This is a genomic window from Pseudofrankia coriaricola (assembly GCF_032027725.1).
GTDB lineage: Bacteria > Actinomycetota > Actinomycetes > Frankiales > Frankiaceae > Pseudofrankia.
On sequence record NZ_JASNFO010000092.1, the window covers coordinates 1 to 16,979 of the forward strand.

Annotated in this window: 17 protein-coding genes; all 17 read right to left on the bottom strand. The window is 71.2% G+C overall.

From position 1 onward, the window contains the following. Nucleotides 1–113: 113 nt before the first annotated feature. The 17 genes from QOZ89_RS37490 to rho all read right to left on the bottom strand — a co-directional run bounded on the left by QOZ89_RS37490 (nucleotide 114) and on the right by rho (nucleotide 16,811). A complete protein-coding gene (locus QOZ89_RS37490) occupies nucleotides 114–368 on the bottom strand; it encodes a F0F1 ATP synthase subunit epsilon (RefSeq protein WP_071050112.1) in 255 nt (84 codons plus the stop codon). Between the two features lie 8 nt (nucleotides 369–376). Next, a complete protein-coding gene (gene atpD, locus QOZ89_RS37495) occupies nucleotides 377–1,792 on the bottom strand; it encodes a F0F1 ATP synthase subunit beta (RefSeq protein ID WP_071050111.1) in 1,416 nt (471 codons plus the stop codon). 456 nt (nucleotides 1,793–2,248) lie between these two features. Continuing rightward, nucleotides 2,249–3,145 (bottom strand): F0F1 ATP synthase subunit gamma, encoded by an 897-nt coding sequence (locus QOZ89_RS37500; RefSeq protein ID WP_312628712.1) that lies wholly within the window; start codon nucleotides 3,143–3,145, stop codon nucleotides 2,249–2,251. A gap of 4 nt (nucleotides 3,146–3,149) precedes the next feature. Further along, nucleotides 3,150–4,802 carry a F0F1 ATP synthase subunit alpha gene (atpA, locus tag QOZ89_RS37505; RefSeq protein ID WP_071050105.1) on the bottom strand — a complete coding sequence of 551 codons (1,653 nt, stop codon included), beginning with the start codon at nucleotides 4,800–4,802 and terminating at the stop codon, nucleotides 3,150–3,152. Further along, nucleotides 4,795–5,028: a hypothetical protein gene (locus QOZ89_RS37510; protein ID WP_071050104.1), complete on the bottom strand. Its 234-nt coding sequence runs from the start codon at nucleotides 5,026–5,028 to the stop codon at nucleotides 4,795–4,797. Before QOZ89_RS37510 ends, atpA begins: the two co-directional genes overlap by 8 nt. 5 nt (nucleotides 5,029–5,033) lie before the next feature. Next, on the bottom strand, nucleotides 5,034–5,882 hold the full coding sequence (locus tag QOZ89_RS37515; RefSeq protein ID WP_071050103.1) for a F0F1 ATP synthase subunit delta: 849 nt from the start codon (nucleotides 5,880–5,882) through the stop codon (nucleotides 5,034–5,036). Between the two features lie 2 nt (nucleotides 5,883–5,884). Continuing rightward, complete coding sequence (locus tag QOZ89_RS37520; RefSeq protein ID WP_071050102.1) at nucleotides 5,885–6,472, bottom strand: F0F1 ATP synthase subunit B; 588 nt, start codon at nucleotides 6,470–6,472, stop codon at nucleotides 5,885–5,887. A 13-nt stretch (nucleotides 6,473–6,485) separates the two neighbouring features. Beyond that, on the bottom strand, nucleotides 6,486–6,728 hold the full coding sequence (locus QOZ89_RS37525) for an ATP synthase subunit c family protein (protein WP_007514724.1): 243 nt from the start codon (nucleotides 6,726–6,728) through the stop codon (nucleotides 6,486–6,488). Nucleotides 6,729–6,792: 64 nt separating this feature from the next. Further along, the gene (gene atpB / locus QOZ89_RS37530) at nucleotides 6,793–7,686 is read right to left on the bottom strand and encodes a F0F1 ATP synthase subunit A (protein WP_071050101.1); all 894 of its coding nucleotides are present in this window, start codon (nucleotides 7,684–7,686) and stop codon (nucleotides 6,793–6,795) included. Nucleotides 7,687–8,324: 638 nt separating this feature from the next. Further along, the gene (locus tag QOZ89_RS37535) at nucleotides 8,325–8,630 is read right to left on the bottom strand and encodes an AtpZ/AtpI family protein (protein ID WP_071050100.1); all 306 of its coding nucleotides are present in this window, start codon (nucleotides 8,628–8,630) and stop codon (nucleotides 8,325–8,327) included. 19 nt (nucleotides 8,631–8,649) lie between these two features. Next, on the bottom strand, nucleotides 8,650–9,219 hold the full coding sequence (locus QOZ89_RS37540; RefSeq protein WP_241841889.1) for a Cg1360 family ATP-synthase-associated protein: 570 nt from the start codon (nucleotides 9,217–9,219) through the stop codon (nucleotides 8,650–8,652). 141 nt (nucleotides 9,220–9,360) lie between these two features. Next, the gene (locus QOZ89_RS37545) at nucleotides 9,361–10,494 is read right to left on the bottom strand and encodes an MraY family glycosyltransferase (protein ID WP_071050099.1); all 1,134 of its coding nucleotides are present in this window, start codon (nucleotides 10,492–10,494) and stop codon (nucleotides 9,361–9,363) included. A gap of 233 nt (nucleotides 10,495–10,727) precedes the next feature. Continuing rightward, entirely contained in the window at nucleotides 10,728–11,384 is a 657-nt protein-coding gene (locus tag QOZ89_RS37550; protein WP_071050098.1) for an L-threonylcarbamoyladenylate synthase, read from the bottom strand. Nucleotides 11,385–11,532: 148 nt separating this feature from the next. Next, entirely contained in the window at nucleotides 11,533–12,666 is a 1,134-nt protein-coding gene (locus QOZ89_RS37555) for a N5-glutamine methyltransferase family protein (protein WP_312628729.1), read from the bottom strand. Continuing rightward, nucleotides 12,667–13,752: a peptide chain release factor 1 gene (gene prfA / locus QOZ89_RS37560; protein ID WP_071050096.1), complete on the bottom strand. Its 1,086-nt coding sequence runs from the start codon at nucleotides 13,750–13,752 to the stop codon at nucleotides 12,667–12,669. Nucleotides 13,753–14,038: 286 nt separating this feature from the next. Then, nucleotides 14,039–14,275, bottom strand: a complete 237-nt coding sequence (gene rpmE, locus QOZ89_RS37565) for a 50S ribosomal protein L31 (RefSeq protein ID WP_071050095.1) — start codon at nucleotides 14,273–14,275, stop codon at nucleotides 14,039–14,041. Between the two features lie 298 nt (nucleotides 14,276–14,573). Then, nucleotides 14,574–16,811, bottom strand: coding sequence for a transcription termination factor Rho (rho, locus tag QOZ89_RS37570; protein ID WP_071050094.1), 2,238 nt, complete (start codon nucleotides 16,809–16,811; stop codon nucleotides 14,574–14,576). Between the last annotated feature and the right edge of the window lie 168 nt (nucleotides 16,812–16,979).

The window sequence follows — 16,979 nt, forward strand, 5'->3', positions numbered from 1 at the left end:
CGCGCCACACCGCGCACGCTCTCGTTGACAAGTCGGGGAACAACAGCGGCGGGGCGCGTTCGTGGTGAACGCGCCCCGCCGTGGAGTTCAGCGTAGGACCTGGCCAGCGGCCATCAGGCCTTCAGGGCCGCGGTTTCGGCGAGGATACTGACGCCGTCCTTGGTGACGGAGATGAACCCGCCGCCGACGGTGTAGAGGAAGTCGCCGCCGTCGGTCTCGACCTTGACGTCGCCGCCGTCCTTGAGCACGCCCAGCAGCGGGACGTGCCGCGGCCAGACGCCGAGGTCGCCGTCGGTGGTCGTGGCGAGGACGAAGTTCGCCTCGCCGGACCAGACCTCCTCCTCCGGGGAGACGATCGCGACCCGCATCGCCGCCACTACAGGTTCTCCGCGTTCTTCTGCGCGTCCTCGATGCCGCCGCACATGAAGAAGGCCTGCTCCGGCAGGTGGTCGAACTCGCCCAGGGTCATCCGCTTGAACGAGTCGATCGTCTCGGCGACCGGGACGAACTTGCCGGGAATGCCGGTGAACTGCTCGGCGACGAAGAACGGCTGCGACAGGAACCGCTGGATGCGCCGGGCCCGCCGGACGAGGACCTTGTCCTCCTCGGAGAGCTCGTCGATGCCGAGGATGGCAATGATGTCCTGCAGGTCCTTGTAGCGCTGCAGGATCCGCTGCACCTCGCGGGCGGTGTCGTAGTGCTCCTGGCCGACATACCGGGCGTCCAGGATCCGGGACGTCGACTCCAGCGGGCTCACCGCCGGGTAGATGCCGAGGTCGGAGATCGACCGGTCGAGCACGGTCTGGGCGTCGAGGTGGGTGAACGTGGTCGCCGGCGCAGGGTCGGTCAGGTCGTCGGCGGGCACGTAGATGGCCTGCAGCGACGTGATGGAGTGGCCTCGGGTCGAGGTGATCCGCTCCTGCAGGACGCCCATCTCGTCGGCCAGCGTCGGCTGGTAACCCACGGCCGACGGCATACGGCCGAGCAGCGTGGACACCTCGGAGCCGGCCTGGGTGAACCGGAAGATGTTGTCGATGAACAGCAGCACGTCCTGCTTCTGGACGTCCCGGAAGTACTCGGCCATGGTCAGGGCGGCCAGCGCGACCCGCAGCCGGGTGCCCGGCGGCTCGTCCATCTGGCCGAAGACCAGCGCGGTGTCCTGGATGACCTCGGCCTCGGTCATCTCCAGGAAGAGGTCGTTGCCCTCGCGGGTGCGCTCGCCGACGCCGGCGAACACGGAGACGCCACCGAACTCCTTGGCGACCCGGCGGATCATCTCCTGGATGATGACGGTCTTGCCGACGCCGGCACCGCCGAACAGGCCGATCTTGCCGCCACGCACGTACGGGGCGAGCAGGTCGATGACCTTGATGCCGGTCTCGAACATCTCGGTCTTGGACTCGAGCTGGTCGAACGCCGGGGCGGTGGCGTGGATCGGCATATAGGTCTCGGCGTCGACGGACTCGACGTCGAGTGGCTGACCGAGCACGTTGAACACGTGCCCCTTGGTGGCGTCGCCGACCGGCACCGAGATCGGCGCGCCGGTGCTCTTGACCGGGGCGCCGCGGATCAGGCCGTCGGTCTGCTGCATCGAGATCGCCCGGACGGTGTTGTCACCGATGTGCTGGGCGACCTCGAGAGTCAGGGTGGCGGTCTCCTCGCCGAGGGTGCGCTCGACGTGCAGCGCGTGGTAGATCTCCGGGAGCTCCTCCGGAGCGAACTCGACGTCGACAACCGGGCCGATGACTCGGGCGACCCGGCCGATCCCCGTCGTGCTGGTGGTGACGGTCATGGCGTCCTCGATCTTCACTAGAGCGCCGAAGGGGGCGCGTACTGCGACTTCTCGGCGCCCCCGGAGGCCCACGTGCTGCCGATGGGATCCCTAAGGGGCTGGTTTGGCACCTTCGGCCACCCACGGCGTCAGGCAGTCTCTTCTGTTGAGCGGTGCTGCGGTATCGCGTCTGTCGAGCGGTGCTGCGGTATCGCGGTGGTGCTTGGCCTTTCGGGTGGTACCACGTCTTTCAGGCCACCTCAGCGGCGTCCGACGGGCCGAGTTCCGGGGCCTCCGTCGGGTGCGTCGTCGCGGGTCCGACCGACCGGACCGCCCGCCGAAACTGACTGACAGACGGTCCGATCACTAACCTTTGACCACGCTGTGGCAGTTGTCCCCACCTACCATGCCTTACGAATTCGATCCCGGCACCCAACCCGCCAAAGGGCAGGTGCCGCCTACTACCCGCGCCGCTCGCTACCCGGCGTCCGCCAGCGCGTTCGCGCCGCCGACGATCTCCGAGATCTCCTGGGTGATCGCCTCCTGGCGGGCGCGGTTGGCCAGCCGGGTGTAGGTGCGGATGAGCTCCTCGGCGTTGTCGGTCGCCGACTTCATCGCCCGCTGCCGGGAGGCCGACTCGGAGGCGGCCGCCTCCAGCAGGGCGACGTAGAGACGGCTCTCGACGTAGCGGGGCAGCAGCGCGTCGAGCACCCCCTCCGCCGACGGCTCGAACTCGTACACCGGCAGCGCACCGCCCACGGGCGCCTCGGTCGTCTCCTCCAGCACCATCGGCAGCAGCCGATGCGCCTCCGGCGTCTGCGTCATCGCGCTGACGTACTCGGTGTAGACGATGTGGATCTCGCCCACGCCGCCGTCGGCCTCGTCGAGGGTGAACGCCCCCAGCAGCTCGTCCGCGATCGCCTTCGCGTCCGCGTACGACGGCTGCTCGGTGAACCCGGTGAACTCGCCCGCGAGCTCCCGGCCGCGGAACCGGTAGTACGTGACGGCCTTGCGGCCGACCGCGTACAGGGCCACGGACTTGCCCTCGTCGGCGAGCAGCTCCATGAGCTCACCCGCCTGACGCAGCGCGTTGGCGCTGTAGCCGCCGGCGAGGCCGCGGTCGGAGGTCACGACGACCACCGCGGCCCGGGTGACCCCGGACCGCTCGGTGGTGAGCGGGTGGTGGACGGTCGACTGCGACGCCACCGCGCTGATCACCCGGGTGATCTCGGCCGCGTACGGGCGGGACGCCGCGACCCGCGCACGGGCCTTGGCGATCCGGGACGCCGCGATGAGCTCCATCGCCCGAGTGATCTTCTTCGTCGACTGGACCGTGCGGGTGCGCCGCCGGTACTCGCGAAGTTGGCCAGCCACGGGATCAGGCCTTCTCGACCGGCTTCGGGCGGTGCACCCGAATCGCCTCCTGCTCGATCTCCTCCGGCTCCAGCGCCTCGAGAGCCGCCTCGTTGAGCAGCGGCTGGCCGGAGGAGAGCGTGAACTGCGCCTTGAACGCGCCGATCGCCTTCTCCAGGTCCGCCACGGTCGAGCCGTCGAGCTTGCCGGTAGCCAGGATGACCTCGTAGATGCCGGGGAACGACCGGGCGACGAAGTCGAGGAACTCGTTCTCGAACCGGCGGATCTCCGGGACCGGAATGTCGTCGAGCTGGCCGGTGGTGCCGGCCCAGATCGAGACGACCTGGCGGTCGACCGCGAACGGCTGGTTCTGCGGCTGCTTGAGCAGCTCGACGAGCCGCGCGCCGCGGGCGAGCTGGTCACGCGAGGCCTTGTCCAGGTCCGAGCCGAAGGACGCGAACGACTCCAGCTCGCGGTACTGGGCGAGGTCGAGGCGCAGCCGGCCGGCGACGGACTTCATCGCCTTGACCTGCGCCGATCCGCCGACGCGGGAGACCGAGGTACCGACGTTGATGGCCGGCCGGACACCCTGGTTGAACAGGTCCGACTCCAGGAAGATCTGGCCGTCGGTGATGGAGATGACGTTCGTCGGGATGTAGGCCGAGATGTCGTTGCCCTTGGTCTCGATGATCGGCAGGCCGGTCATCGAGCCGCCACCCAGCTCGTCGGACAGCTTCGCGCAGCGCTCGAGCAGCCGGGAGTGCAAGTAGAAGACGTCGCCCGGGTAGGCCTCGCGGCCCGGCGGGCGGCGCAGCAGCAGCGAGATCGCGCGGTAGGCCTCGGCCTGCTTCGACAGGTCGTCGAAAACGATCAGGGCGTGCTGGCCGTTGTACATCCAGTGCTGGCCGATGGCCGAGCCGGTGTACGGGGCGATGTACTTGAAGCCGGCCGGCTCGTCCGCGGGGGCCGCGACGATCGTGGTGTACGCCAGCGCGCCGGCCTCTTCCAGCGTGTTGACGACCTCACGGATGGTCGACTTCTTCTGGCCGATGGCGACGTAGACGCACTTGACCTGCTTCTTCGGGTCGCCGCTCTCCCAGTTCGCGCGCTGGTTGATGATCGCGTCGATGGCGACGGTCGTCTTGCCCGTCTGCCGGTCACCGATGATCAGCTGCCGCTGGCCCCGGCCGATCGCGGTCATCGCGTCGATGGCCTTGATGCCGGTCTGCAGCGGCTCCTTCACCGGCTGGCGCTGCACCACGGTCGGCGCCTGCAGCTCGAGGGCGCGCTCGCCGTCGGTGTCGATCGGGCCGAGGCCGTCGATCGGCCGGCCCAGTGGGTCGACGACCCGGCCCAGGAAGCCGTCACCGACCGGGGCCGACAGGATGCGCCCGGTCCGGCGGACCTCCTGGCCCTCCTCGATGTGTGACGCCTCGCCAAGGATGACGCAGCCGATCTCGCCGACCTCGAGGTTCAGCGCGAGACCGAGCACGCCGCCGGAGAACTCCAGCAGCTCGTTGGTCATGGTGTGCGGGAGGCCCTCGACCCGGGCGATCCCGTCACCGGTCAGGATGACGCGGCCCACCTCCTCCCGGTCGGCGGAGGTGGCCTGGAACGATTCGACGTAGTCCCGGAGGGCGTCGCGAATCTCCTCCGGCCGGATGGTCAGCTCAGTCATCGCTTCGGTCCTTCATCGCGGGCACGGGAATCGGCTGCCCAGCATGGGTATGTCCGGCCTCGAAGAGGACGGCGGGTACAGAGCCGGCCTCGAAGAGGACGGCAGGTACAGAGCCGGCCTTTGTCGGGACCGGAACCATCAGTTCGGAGCAGGCGAGGGACGCGAAGCCGCGCCGCCGGCGGTGACCGCCGGCGGCGTGGCCGCGTACCTGGGTCGTCATGCTCACCGGCGCTACCGCGCCAGGGCCTGGCGGGCGGCGGCGAGCCGGCGCAGCACGGACCCGTCCACGACCTCGTCGCCGACCCGCACGACGACGCCGCCGAGCACGGAGGGGTCGAGGTCGGTCTGCACCTGGATCTCGCGGCCGAAGTACCGGGACAGCGCCGTGCGCAGCCGGGTCAGCTGGTCACCGTCGAGCGACACGGCGGTGCGCACGACGGCGACCACACGGTCCCGCCGCGCGGCGGCGATCCGGCTGAACTGCTCGAGCCGCCGGGAAAGGTCGCCGAACTCCCGGTCGGCCACGGCCTGCTTGGCCAGCCGCACCGTGACCGGGTGCGCCCTGCCGGTCAGCAGGCGCTCGACGAGCGCCTCCTTGGCCGGGGCCGGCGCGGCCGGGTCGGTGAGCGCGAGCGAGAGCTGCGGGTTGCGATCGAGGATCCGGCCGAACCTGAACAGCTCGTCCTCGACCTCGTCCAGCGCGCCCGCGGTCTCGGCGTCGACGAGCAGCGCCTCCACGGACAGCTCGATCAGGCCGAGCCGCAGGTCGAGGGGACGCGTCCAGCGGCGCGCGACGGCCGACTTGACGACCGCGAGCGAGTCCTCGCCGAGCCGGGCAGCGAACAGCCGGTCGGCGAGGGTCTCGCGGGCGCCGGGGGCCACGCTCGGGTCAGCGAACGCGCGCCGCAGGGTCAGGTCCGCGCCGAGCAGGTCGGCGACGGCGCGCAGGTCGGCCCCGATCCGCCCCGCATCCGGCCGCCTCGCCTGACCGGCCGCGGCCACGCCACCCGGCGGGACCGCGGTGATCTGGTCAAGGGTGGCCCGCGCCGCGACGAGAGCCGCCCGGCTGGGTCCCTCCACCGTCAGCCTCCCGACCCGGCGGGCGCGGGCGCGGCCGCGTCACCGGAGGCGTCGAGCGCCGCGATGAAGTCGTCGATCAGGCGGCCGTGCTCCTCGGGCTGGGCCAGCTCATGCCCGACGATCTTGGTAGCGAGCTCGAGAGCCACCCCACCCAGCTCGGCGCGCAGCGAGTTGACGATCTGCGACCGCTCCGCGGCGAGCTGTGTCTCGCCACGGGCACGGATCTCGGCGACCTCTCGGTCGGCCTGGGCCCGCAGGTCCGCCACGATCTGACGACCCTGCACGGCCGCCTCGTCGCGGATTCGCGACGCCTCGGCACGTGCCTCGGCGAGCTGCGCGCGGTACTGCTCCAGCAGCGCCTGCGCCTCCGCCTGGGCGGCCTCGGCGCGAGCCAGGCCACCCTCGATGCGCTCGGTCCGAGCCGCGTAGAACGTCTGGATCTGGGGCTTGACCTTCCAGAAGAAGAAGGCGACGAGCAGCCCGAACGAAACAATACCGATGATGAGCTCGCCCACCGGCGGAACCAGGACGTTTTCGTCCGAGTGATCAGTGGTGGTGGCGGCGAGCAGGATTGTCGACGTGACGCTCACGCTCGTCCTCGGATTACTTGAAGACGAACGGAACGACGAAACCGATCAGGGCGAGCGCCTCGACCAGGGCGAATCCGATGAGCATGTACCGGAAGGCGACCTGCTCGGCCTCCGGCTGCCGGGCGATGGCCTGCACGCCCAGACCGAAGATGAGACCGATGCCGATCCCCGGGCCGATGGCGGCGAGACCGTAGGCGACGGCACCGAGGTTACCGCTGACAGCGTCGGTGGCCGCCAGAACGACGGGTGAAGCCATGTGAGGTGTTCCTTATCCTGTCGGGCACCGGGACTCACCGGTGCGGGTCGGGGTGTCCGAAAAATCAGGAGTGCGCCGCGACGGCCGCGACGGGCGCGGACTCGGGCTCGGGCGCTTCGGTGCCGTGCTCCGCGTGCGGGTCGTCGTGGCCGCCGCCGTGGGCGGCCAGCGCGCCGCCGATGTACGCGGCGGTGAGCACGGTGATGATGTAGGCCTGCAGCAGGTCGATGACCAGCTCGAACCCGGTCATGATGACCGTCATCAGGAACGAGAAGGCGCCGAACACGTACGGCGGCCGCTGGATCATGTACTCCGCGCCGAGGCTGAAGATGAGGAGCAGCATGTGGCCGGCGAACATGTTCGCGAAGAGCCGGACCGCCAGCGTGAAGGGCCGCACGATCAGCGTGGACAGGACCTCGATCGGCGCGAGGATGAGCCGGATCGGCAGCATCGCCTGCGGCGCCGGGTCGACCATCTCCTTGAAGTACGCGCCCGCGCCGTTGGCCCTGATGCCGACCAAGTTGAAGAGCACCCAGGTGATGATCGCCAGCACCATCGGGATAGCGATGCGCGAGGTGGCCGGGAACTGGGCCACCGGGATGATGGCGAGCAGGTTGCAGACCGCGACGAAGCAGAACAGCACCATCAGGTAGGGGGTGTACCGTGGCCCGGTCTTCCCGATGATCTCGCGCGAGATCTGGCTGTCGATGAAGTCGTAAATCGACTCGGCGAAGTTCTGCAGCCCACGGGGGACGATCGAGGCGCGACGGTACGCGAGCCAGAACATGACCCCGACGAACAGCGCCGAGAAGATCACCAGCGCGGTGGCCTTGTTCAGGTAGAAGTTGAAGGGACCCAGGTCCACGTCAAACCAGTGCGGCGGGTTGAAGACCGCGGTCGTGGGGCCTTCGAAGCCCTCGTCACTAGCGGCGAGGACGGCCACGCAACACACCTCCATGATCCAAATTTCAACGCAGTGTCACCGGGCGAACGAGGCCCGCCCCACGGCGGAGGGGACCCCACCCTACCGGCACCCCAGGCCCAGCCGCCCGAGTTGTACGCATCGTGAGCGTCGCCCGAGCTTAGAGACTAACGATGCCCGTGACCCACGGACATGCGCGAAACGCATGATCGCATGTCCTCGGCCAGGCGCGCGGCCCAGCGACAGACCCGCCTCCGGCGGGGCCGACGGTGTCGGCGCCCGGTACCGCGAATACTATCCACACCTCCGCCATCGCGGCACGCGCTGCGATCCGCCCCGCGTCGGGTTCATCTACACGTTGCCGCCGCGTTTCGGTCTGTTGTGCCCCCCTTGGCGTTACGGGGGCGCGTGGACACGCGGAGCGACATTTCGGACAGCAGGCGGATCGCGCGAACGCGCTGAGCGTCGGACCGGCGCACACCCCCGGCTACGCACCGCCACCGAACACCGCGCCCCAGCCCTGGATCCCGCCCCGCGACCAGGAGCGGCCCCGGCCCCGGACCTTCTCGGCCAGCCCGGACCAGCGCGGGGTCGGGCGCGGAGTGCTAGAGGGCCAAAGGGCGTGCGAAAATGATCTTCCTTCGCACGCCCGGCGGCCGTTGTCCCCAGGATCACTAACGGTGCAGTGCCTGGTAGATCACCAGGTAGAGGGCGGCGGCGAGGCCCAGGATGATCCCGATCGGCAGGAACACGTCGTGCAGGCCGGTCAGCCGGTCGATGCCCCACCCGACCAGGCCCCAGAAGGCGATGCCGGCGCCGAGCGTCCCGACCGCGTTCCAGGCCTCCCCTGGGGTGTGCTCCCGGTTGGGCGGCCGGTTTCCGCCCCCCGCCTGCCCGCGGCCAGCACCCCGTCGGGCGTTTCCGCCGCGACGGTCACGCTCGCCGCCGCCGGCGGGCTCACGGCCTTCGTCCTTGTTCATCGGCCTCATCGCCCGCCCGTCACCGATGCGAGTCCGGCGCCGGCACGGCACGCGCCGGGGACTGGGCGGCGCGTCGATCCGCCGAGCCGCCGGCCCTGGGATCGCGGGCGGCGAACGTGGCCGGGTCGAAGAACGGCACCCGGGTGTGGGTGGCGGCCCACAGCTCGGCGCCGATCCAGCCGACCACGCCGGCGAGCACCGTCCAGGCCAGCGTCGGCAGGTTCACCGCCTCGACCCCGTCCAGCACGACGAGCAACACGCCGAGCAGGACGATCTTGAACCCGTAGATGCCGAGCGCGGCCGGCAGCAGCAGGTAGGGCGCCCGCCGGGCCACGAAACCCACCGCGATCTTGCTCGCCGAGAAGAAGGCCACGACGATGCCGACGCCGAGCAACGCCGCGGCGACGCCCGCCCAGCCCCGCAGGCTCGCGCCGAGCGCGACCGCGACAACGGCGATCACCGCGCTGACCGCCAGCCCCAGCCGGATGATCGGCGCACTGGTCAGAGGAGGCCGAGGGCCACCGCCCGCGCGAGGCTTCGTTCCCGCCGCGCGGCTGTCGGCGAGCACGTCGCCCGCTCTTCCCGTCACCAGCACGCTCCTCTTCGCGACCACCCGTGCCCGCCCGCCAACGCGGACAGGACACTTCCACGGTAGCGGGCGGCGGCCGGCAGCACCGCGGTCAGACAGCACTGGCCTGGACAGGCTGGCCGCGGAACCAGGGAACGGGCGTCAGGTGGAGGTGCCCGTCGCGCTGGCCGCGCGGCGAGCGGTGCGTTGGCCGAGCAGGAGCAGCACCACCACGCCGAGCAGACCTATGCCGAGGGTGGCCAGCAGGATGGGCAGCGGTGCCGACGAGAACGACGCGGCCACACCGCCGAACCCGACGAGCGCGGCCCAGAAGTACATGAACAGCACCGCCCGGACCTGCGACTTGCCGATCTCCAGCATGCGGTGGTGCAGGTGCATCTTGTCCGGCGCGAACGGCGAGCGACCTGCCCTGGTACGGCGCACGACGGCGAGGCCGAGATCGAGGAAGGGCACCATCAGCACGGCGAGCGGGATGGCCAGCGGGATCAGCGACGGCAGCGAGCGGGACGGGCCGGCGTAGCCGCCGTAGGCCACCTGACCCGTCACCGTGATCATCGACGAGGCCGACAGCAGACCGATGAGCATCGACCCGGAGTCGCCCATGAACAGTTTCGCCGGGTTGAAATTGTGCGGCAGGAACCCGATGCAGACGCCAGCCGTGACGGCGGCCAGCAGCGCGGCCGGCGTGGCCCGGTAGATGCCGTTGAGGACCGCGAGCGAGTAGGCGTAGTAGAACGTCGCCCCGGCGGCGATCGCCGCGACACCGGCCGCTAGCCCGTCCAGGCCGTCGATGAAGTTCAGCGCGTTGACGAGGACGACGACGGCGAGGATCGAGATCGGGACGGCGGTCTCCGGGCCGAGACTGAGCGTCGTCTCGCTGTCCCAGTTGATGGCGAACGAGAACTGCACCCCGAGCTGCACCATCACGGCCGCGGCCACCATCTGGCCGGCGAGCTTCGTCAGCGAGTCCAGCTCCCACTTGTCGTCGGCGACGCCGAGCAGGCAGATCAGCGTCGCCGCGATGAGCACGGCGCGAGGTTCGGACCAGTCGCGCGAGACCTGGGACAGGAACGGCAGCCGGTCGGCGACCGCGAGCCCGGCGTAGAGGCCCGCCAGCATCGCGAGCCCGCCCAGCCGGGCCGTCGGCATCACGTGCACGTCCCGGGCCCGTACCCCGGCGACGGCGCCGATACGCAACGCCAGCGCCCTCGCGACCGGCGTCGTCAGGTAGGTGACGGCCGCCGCGACCACGAAGACGAGCGCGTACTCACGCACGGCGCCATCCCATACAGCCCCGACCTCCCATTACCGCGTCGATCAGTGTGAGGGGTTCCCGCCGGTCCGCGCCCGCCGGCCTCGGTCGCGCAGGCAGGGGCGAACGGCGCCTAGCGGCGGTCCGCCTCAAGTGTCCCAGGGGATCCGTGGACCGGTGGTGCCGGCCTCCCCAGCCTGGCCGGCCCGCACGACGGAGACAACGAGGACGGCGGCGACGGCGAGGCGGGCCTCCGTCACGAGGAGACCCCCGACGGCGCCTCGACCAGCGGCAGCACCGCGCGCAACGCCGCCAGGTCGATCGCGCCCAGCCGGACCACCCGGGGGATCTCGGTGGTGCAGTCGACGATCGTGGACGCGACGCCCACCGTCGCGGGGCCGGCGTCGAGGTAGACCTCCACCTGTTCACCGAGCTGGGCCACGGCCTCCTCCGCTGTGGTCGCGGCCGGCCGGCCGGACAGGTTCGCGCTGGAGACGGCCATCGGCCCCGTCCGGCCGAGAAGGTCGATCGCGACCGGATGAAGAGGCATGCGCACCGCCACCGTGCCCCGGCTGTCCCCGAGATCCCAGCGCAGGGACGGTGCCTGCCGCACGATCACGGTCAGCCCGCCCGGCCAGAACGCCCTGGTGAGCTCGCGCACCGGCATGGTGACGTTGTTGACCAGACCTTCCAGCGTGCGCCACGCCCCGATCAGGACCGGCACCGGCATGTCCCTGCCGCGCCCCTTCGCGGCGAGCAGGGCACGCACCGCGGACGCGTCGAACGCGTCCGCGCCGATCCCGTACACCGTGTCGGTGGGCAGGACGACAAGGTCGCCCCGGCCGACCGCCCCCGCCGCCGCCTCCAGGCCGGTCTGCCTCGCCGCCTCGTCCGTGCAGTCGAACAGCCGCATGACCCCTCGCCGAACTTTCTCTCGCGCAACCGTCTGGGCTGTCTGGACGGCGCCCAGACATCGAGCCGCCCGTTCCGGGGCTGGCCTGCCCCCTGGGCCACCAACCTACAGCCGGGCCCGCCGCGGCCGAACCGCGAGATCGCGCCGCTTACTGCTTTCCCCAGATAGCGCCTTCGGCGTGACCTGGGGACCCCAGCAGGCGCGCCGTGACGAAACGGTCGCGACCCACGAGATCACGGTGCGTGACGATCTCGTTCCACCCACCGGCCGTGGCCAGCAGCTCCCGAACGACCGGGCCCTGGCCGTCGGCGTGCTCCATCGCGAACAGTCCGCCCGGGCGCAGCAGGCCCGCCGCGGCCACGGCCACGGCGCGCGGGCCGGCGAGCCCGTCCCCGCCGCCCCACAGGGCCCAGGGCGGGTCGTGGTCACCCACCTCGGGAGTGACCACGGCCCGGTCAGCGTCCGGCAGGTAGGGCGGGTTCGAGACGACGACGTCCACCCGCCCGGTCAGCCGAGCGAGCGCGGCCAGCACGGGTACACCCGCCCAGCCCTCCGGGGCGGGTACCCCCGCCGCGGCGGGGGTACCCGCGCCAGTGACGTCCGCGGAGTGCACCTCGACGGGCAGTCCCGTCGCGGCGACGTTGTGCCTCAGCCAGCGCAGCGCCGCGGGGTCGGCCTCGACCGCGTGCACCTCCGTGCCAGGCACCTCGTCGGCGAGCGCGAGCGCGATCGCGCCTGACCCGGCGCACAGGTCCACACAGACGGACGGCGTCTCACCGCCGACGGAGGCCCCGTGGCCCGAACCATGGGGGATGGCCGCGCCCATATACGTGCCCTCGAGCCGCGTCCCGGTCTTCAGCTCCTGGGACATCGGCCGCCGGGCGCGCGAAGAAAGAGCATTTTCGCGCGCCCTTTGGCCCTTCAGCACGTCGATCACCCAGCCGACGACCGTCTCGGTCTCCGGCCGGGGCACGAAGACCCCAGGACCAACGGCGAGCGCGAGGTGACGGAAGTAGGCCTCGCCGGTGAGGTGCTGCAACGGCACGCGCCGCGCCCGGCTCGTGACCAGGCCCCGCAGCCGCTCGGCGGTGTCCGGAGCGATCTCCCGAACCAGCGGGAGCCGGCCGCGCGCCACCCCCAGCACATGCGCGGCGAGCAGCTCGGCGTCGGCCCGCGGGCTCGCGACGCCCGCGTCGGCGAGCCGCCTGGCCGCTGAGGCGAGCTCCGCGGCCAGCGGCACGTCGACGGCCCCGGAACGCGTGGAGGGCGCAGGGCCGGTCACTCAGTCGTCCTCGCCGGGATTCTCCGCGAGCCTCGTGGCGAGGTCCGCCGCGGTGAGCGCGTCGAGCACGTCGTCGAGCTCGCCGTCGAGCACCTGCTCCAGGTTGTGCGCCTTATACCCGACCCGGTGGTCAGCGATCCGGTTTTCCGGGAAGTTGTACGTCCGCACCTTGTCCGAGCGATCCAGGGTGCGGACCTGGCTGGCCCTCGCCACGGACTTCTCCGACTCGGCCTTTTCCCTCGCTATCGTCAGCAGCCGGGCGCGCAGGATCCGCAGCGCCGATTCCTTGTTCTGCAGCTGGCTCTTCTCGTTCTGGCAGGAGACGACGACCCCGGTCGGCAGATGAGTGATGCGCACCGCCGAGTCGGTGGTGTTGACGCTCTGGCCACCGGGCCCCGACGAGCGGAAGACGTCGATGCGCAGGTCGCTCGGGTCGACGTCGACGTCGACCTCCTCGGCCTCCGGCATGACCAGCACGCCCGCGGCGGATGTGTGGATACGCCCGGCCGACTCGGTCACGGGCACCCGCTGGACGCGGTGCACGCCGCCCTCGAAGCGCAGCCGGCCGTACACGCCCGGCTGGCCGGGGGGAACCTGGCCGCGGTACTTCACCGCCACGCTGACGTCGCGGTAACCGCCCAGGTCGCTCGGGTTGGCGTCGAGGATCTCCGTCTTCCAGCCGCGCCGCTCCGCGTAGCGCAGGTACATCCGCAGCAGGTCGCCGGCGAACAGCGCGGACTCCTGGCCGCCCGCTCCGGCCTTCACCTCGAGAATCGCGTCCCGGCTGTCGTCGGGGTCGGCGGGCACGAGCAGGGCCCGCAGCCGCTGGCGCTGCTCGGCGATGGCGGCCTCCAGGTCGGCCACCTCGGAACGGAACGACGTGTCCTCGGCGGCCAGCTCCCTGGCCGTCTCCAGGTCGCCGTTCGTGCGCTCCATCTCACGCGCGAGCTCGACGACGGCCGCGAGCTCCGCATAGCGCCGCCCCAGCGTGCGCGCCTCCGCGGCGTCGTTGTGCACGTCGGGGTCAGCGAGCCGCTTCTCGATCTCGGCGTGCTCGACGAGCAACTTCTCCAGCGCGGAGGCCATCAGCAACCTTTTCAAAAAATCAGCGGTATGAAGCAGGAACGGCGCCCGCCCGGTCCAAACCGGACGAGCGCCGCATCGCCGCGACACCAACCGCGGTCCCCGGCCCGTCAGCCTCACGGGCCCGATCCCGACGCTCTGAGCGTCACCCAGCCACCTAGCCGGCCCCGTTCGGGGTCGACCCCCCGGTACTGTGGACCGACTCCGGACCAGGTGGGGAGAGCTCGCGGCGCCCGACCGAAGGCTCCTGCCGGATCGGCAGAGCCCGGCGGCGCCGCGGCACCCCGCCTTAACTGTTGCCGGAGACCTTCTGGCCGGGCTGGCGCTTGCCGAACCGGCGCTCGAACTTCTCCACCCGGCCACCGACGTCGAGGATCTTCTGCTTGCCGGTGTAGAACGGGTGGCACTGCGCGCACACCTCGACGCTGATCGCGCCGTTCTCCTTGGTGCTACGCGTGGTGAACGTGTTCCCACACGTACAGACCACAGTGGTCTCGTGATACGTCGGGTGAATGTCAGCCTTCATGGTCCCTCTTCTCACATGGCCGCCGGGTCGCCGTCGCAGCCGCTACGGCGTGAACCGGAGCCTCCAACCGCCCCAAGTCTGCCAGACCTGGTGACTGGGTCACGGTGCCACTGCCCTAACACCGCCGGTGCCGTGGCTAGTCCCAGCCCGTCCTGACGGTCGTCGTCCCGGCCCCCGAGCCGCGCGAGACGCGACGTCGGGGGCCGGGCCCGCGAGTCCCCGGCCCGGCCCCGCTGATGGCGGGACCGGGCGGAACGGCCCCGCGGGCGGCGGCGACGAGCCGTCCCTGGTCCTGTCCCTAGTCCTGGGATGGGGTGGACTTGGCGATCTGCATGAGGAACTCGTAGTTGGTCCTCGTCTGCTTGAGCTGACCCAGCAGCAGCTCGATCGCCTGCTGCGGCTCGCGGGTGTGCAGGACGCGGCGTAGCTTGTGCATGATCGCCAGCTCGTCGGGGGCGAGCAGGATCTCCTCCTTGCGGGTGCTGGACGCGTCCACGTCCACCGCCGGGAAGGTCCGCTTGTCGGCGATCTTGCGGTCCAGCTTGAGCTCCGCGTTACCGGTGCCCTTGAACTCCTCGAAGATGACCGTGTCCATCGTCGACCCGGTCTCGACGAGGGCCGTCGCGATGATGGTCAGCGAGCCGCCGTTCTCGATGTTGCGGGCGGCGCCGAGGAAACGCTTCGGCGGGTAGAGCGCCGTCGAGTCGACACCACCGGACAGGATCCGGCCGCTCGCGGGCGCCGCCAGGTTGTAGGCGCGGCCGAGCCGGGTGATGGAGTCGAGCAGCACGACGACGTCCTGGCCCAGCTCGACGAGCCGCTTGGCCCGCTCGATGGACAGTTCCGCCACGTTCGTGTGATCCGACGGCGGACGGTCGAAGGTCGAGGCGATGACCTCGCCCTTCACCGACCGCTGCATGTCGGTGACCTCCTCCGGCCGCTCGTCGACGAGCACGACCATGAGGTGGCATTCCGGGTTGTTTGTCGTGATCGCGTTCGCGATCGACTGCAGCACCATCGTCTTGCCGGCCTTCGGCGGGCTGACGATCAGGGCCCGCTGGCCCTTGCCGATCGGCATCACCAGGTCGATGACCCGGGTGGTCATCACGTGCGGCTCGGTCTCCATCCGCAGGCGGTCCTGCGGGTAGAGCGGGGTGAGCTTGGTGAACTCGGGGCGGCCGCGGGCCTCCTCCGGGTCCATTCCGTTGATGGTGTCCAGCCGGACGAGCGCGTTGTACTTGTCGCGACGCGCCTCGCCCTCCTGCGGCGCGCGCACGACGCCGGTGATGGCGTCGCCGCGGCGCAGCCCGTGCCGGCGGACCTGGGCGAGGCTGACGTACACGTCCGCGGGGCCTGTCAGATAGCCACTGGTCCGGACGAACGCGTAGTTGTCCAGGACGTCCAGGATGCCGGCGACCGGGATAAGGACGTCGTCCTCGCGCAGGACAGGCTCGTTCTCGACCGTTCCGCCCTGACCGCGGCGGTTGCGGCCGCGCTCGCGGAAACGGCCGCGCCTGCCCCTGCCGTCCTCGTCGTCGTCCTGCTGCGCGACCCGGCTGCCCTGGCGGTCGGGCTGCCGGTCGGTCTGACGGTCCGAGCGGTCGGCCCTGTCAGGCCGGTCCGACGGACGGTCGCCCTGGCGGGCGCTCTGGCGGTCGGTCTGCCGGCTGTTCGCGCGGTCGGCACGCTCGTGCCGCTCGCCCTGGGGCCGCTCGCCGCGATCCGGACGCTCGCCACGGTCCGGACGCTCGCCGCGGTCCGCACGCGCCCGCGGGGCCGCGTTCTCATCACGGTCCGCACGCTCGCCGCGATCCGGACGCTCGCCGCGGTCCGCACGCGCCCGCGGGGCCGCGTTCTCATCACGGTCCGCACGCTCGCCGCGATCCGCACGCGCCCGCGGGGCCGCGTTCTCACCGCGGTCCGCACGCTCGCCACGCGCCCGCGGGGCCGCGTTCTCGTCGCGCGCCACGACCGGCGCCGACGGCTCCTCGGCCCGGATGGGCCGCTCGGCGGCGGGCGCCTCCGGCTCACGGGCGGGCATCTGGACAAGCTCGCCCTGCTCGGGGCTTCCGGTGGCGCGCACCACCCGCCGCCCGCGGGTGCGCGGCGGGGCAGTGGTGGCGGCCGACGGCTCGGTACTCGTAAGGACGGTGGCCTCCTGGCCGCTCTCGGCGGTGCCGTTCGGCGTGGGCGGGCCGCCGTTCTGCGCGTTCTGGATGGCCGCGATCAGCTGGCCCTTGCGCAGCCGGCCGGTGCCCGGGATTCCCAACGAACTGGCCATGGACTGCAACTCCGGCAGAAGCATCGCCTGCAGGCCGGTACCGTTGCGGCGACGGCGAGGAGCGGCCGAGCCGGGAGTCTCCTCGTCGGCCGCGCTGGCCGACGGCGTACGGCCGTCCCCGGATACACCGCTGTCCATCGGCGCCGTCGCCGGCGCCGGCGCGGCCGGCGCGGCCGGCTGGCTGACGGGAAGCGGTGCGGGGGGCGCCGCGGACTCACGTGCGCTCTCAGGCAGCACGTCGGTGGTGTCGCTCAAGGTTTTCCTTCCCTGAAGGAACCGGCTCCTCTCGAGCCGGGTGATGCATATGGACCTTCGACCATCCGCTCCACCACCTACGTGGATGACAGATGAAGGAGATGTCGCCGCTGGCCGGCCCGAATGACACGCCCGTCGACGAGGTGGAGGACCCTGTCCTCCCGGCAG